Annotated in this window: 3 protein-coding genes; 2 read left to right on the forward strand and 1 reads right to left on the reverse strand. The window is 32.4% G+C overall.

All coding sequences use genetic code 11. From position 1 onward, the window contains the following. Window positions 1–422: zinc-dependent peptidase (locus AC061C_RS15500; protein ID WP_478291919.1), on the reverse strand; the 422-nt coding region annotated here is incomplete at its 3' end. Between the two features lie 342 nt (window positions 423–764). On the opposite strand from AC061C_RS15500, the gene AC061C_RS15505 reads away from it, so the two are divergent. Then, window positions 765–2,165 (forward strand): phage integrase SAM-like domain-containing protein, encoded by a 1,401-nt coding sequence (locus tag AC061C_RS15505; protein WP_478291920.1) that lies wholly within the window; start codon window positions 765–767, stop codon window positions 2,163–2,165. A gap of 1 nt (window position 2,166) precedes the next feature. Next, on the forward strand, window positions 2,167–2,717 hold a 551-nt coding region (locus tag AC061C_RS15510; RefSeq protein ID WP_478291921.1), incomplete at its 3' end, for a hypothetical protein.

The raw sequence follows: 2,717 nt of genomic DNA on the forward strand, positions 1-2,717 counted from the left end.
CCTTTATGATACGCTTCATTCACAGTAGAATAGTAGCTAGAAGGATAAATTATTATTTTATCGAATAAAGTAATCAAGTACTTCCTCATGCCAAAAGTTAGCATCACGTAAGTTCCGGCAATCAACATTTGCATTTGTTCTGAAATTTCAATTTCCTTTCCTATGAACTCATAATGCATTAGAAAATCTTTTACACGATGTTCGAAATACGTTTTCCGTTTTGGAGAAAGTCTATTGTAAAAATGAAAATCATCAGCTAAAATTTGGCGCTCGCTTGGTCTTAATTTCTTAGTAAAAGGGTAGCAGTGCACATACAGTGGTTTATTAAAAAGAAACACATACGTTGGCTCAAGCACTCTGAAAATAAGAAGTACAAGGAAAAATGCTCCAAAAAGCACAAAGAAAAAAATTTGAAATACCATTTTACAGTACCGCTTTAAAATAAAAATGCTCCAAAATAATCTCAAGCAAACTTGATTTTTTGAAGCATTTTTAATTGTTTTTGTGACCGCGACAGGGTTCGAACCTGCAACACAAAGCACTCAATTAATGATTTTTAAACACTCCCTAAAAACAGTACAAACATAACCAAAAACCTCAATAAATTCAATGCTTTACAGGTTTATTTTAAAAATAAAATTACTAGAATGAAATTGAATGAATATTAATAAGAATGGCAATATGTTTGGCAAATGTTTGGCAACTTTTGTAAACCTCTTAAAAATTGAATATCTTTGAATTGTTCAATCGTTCAATTTTATACCATGGCATCAATTAAATTTAGGTTGCGAAGTAATGCAACCAAAAACGTTTCTATTAAGGTTTACGTTTCCCTAGGACGTAGTAATTTTTTAGAAGTTAGTACGGGGTTTACAACACACCCGAAAGACTGGAACACGCCCGAAAAAGACAACCCCAAAAAAGGCGATAACTTTCCTAAACAAAACAGCACCGAAAGCAAAGCACTTTTTAACAGCCTAAAAAAGTTAGAATCATTTTTATACAAAAGTATTAATACTGATTTAGCAAATAATGTGGTTATTGATACGTTTTGGCTAAATGCAAAAATCAATGAATGTTTTAATCGAGTTGTACTAAACGACACGGGTTTATTAATCAATCACACACAATACATAATTGATAATGCAAGCACCCGCACTGTAGGCCAAAATACGGGACTAAGCAAAGAAACTATAAAAAGCTACGTTTCATTTAAAAAAGTGGTTATAGAGTATCAAAAAGCAATCAAAAAGCAAATTCAATTCACTGATTTGACCGCCCCATTTATTGAAAAATTCAAAATTTGGATGCTGACTAAAAAAAAGTATGCAAAAAACACCGCTGGGCGTAAACTTCAAATGCTGAAAACAATTTGTATTGATGCTGAAAAAAACCACGAAATACCCGTAACGCCTTACTCAAAGGTTATTCAACATTTTGGCGAAAGCAACAAAGACAGATACATTCAAACATTATCATTTGAGGAATTAGATAAAATTAAAAATGTAGACCTTTCAAATACGGAATACCTCAACAATTTTAAAAAACAAAATCCTGATCTTACAAAGGGTTTGCTTATAACACCTGAAGCACTAGACAACGCTCGCAAATGGATTTTGCTTGGTTGTGAAATTGGCCAGCGTGGTGGGGATTTACTGAATATCACAAATGAAAACATACGCTACAAAGTCCAAACTATTTATATTGACATCATACAGCAGAAAACAAATAAAAGTGTAACCATTGGCATTATTGCGCCCCATGTGATTGATATAATAGAAAACCATTTACCCACGGCAGTACCACACCAAAAACTAAACGATTATGTAAAAGTAGTTTGCAAACTTGCTGGAATTGTTGAGGTTGTAAAAGGCGCAAAGTTAAACACCGAAACCAACCGAAAAGAACTAAGCACGTACCCAAAATACGAACTAATTACAACGCACTGTTTCAGACGTTCGTTTGCCACAAACTACTACAAAAAAATACCTACGGCCGTATTAATAGGCATAACAGGCCACAGCAAAGAAAGTTTGTTTTTGACCTACATAAACCAACGAGAGGACAAAGACAGCAACGCAGATTTGTTTATGAAGTTTTACAGCGACCTACACAAAGACAAAACACCCGAAATGAAAGTAGTACTTAACACAGGAACAATTTAAAATGGATCGATTAGAAATAAAGAAAGGAATATTTCAGGACGATATTAGGCGCCATATTAGAATTCACATTCAAATTCAATACGAACTAGGATTTGAAAGTTTCTTACAGGCTAATTATTTAGCCGATGAAATTTTTTATATCAATTACATTGATAAGCATCAAAAAGAGATAATTGCCGAATATGAAAAAATCGTAAACTTTCACGATATAAGCGAGGGCGAAAAAATCACACCTGATAAAGAAGACCAATGGTATGAAGAAAAAACTACACGTGACCATTATTGGTATTACAAAGAATATCAATCTTTTTTAAAAGAACGGCTTGCCGAATTAGAAAAAATTAAGGAACTTAAGGAAAGAAAAAAACCTGATTTAAACATCACTAAACTGATTGATGATTTTGAAATTTTTAGTAAAAATTTTGAAAATGAAATCAAGATACTTTTTAACGACAAAATTTCAAAAAAAGAAAAACTGGATATTTATTTTAAAGATCACTTACCAATGTATCTAAAAAGAATTAATGGAATAGTTTCACAGATCGAACTAAT

Source organism: Flavobacterium sp. GNP010, assembly GCF_056428945.1.

Coding starts and splice junctions, on each gene's coding strand:
- AC061C_RS15505 (WP_478291920.1), top strand. CDS start 765: ATGGCATCAATTAAATTTAGGTTGCGAAGTAATGCAACCAAAAACGTT.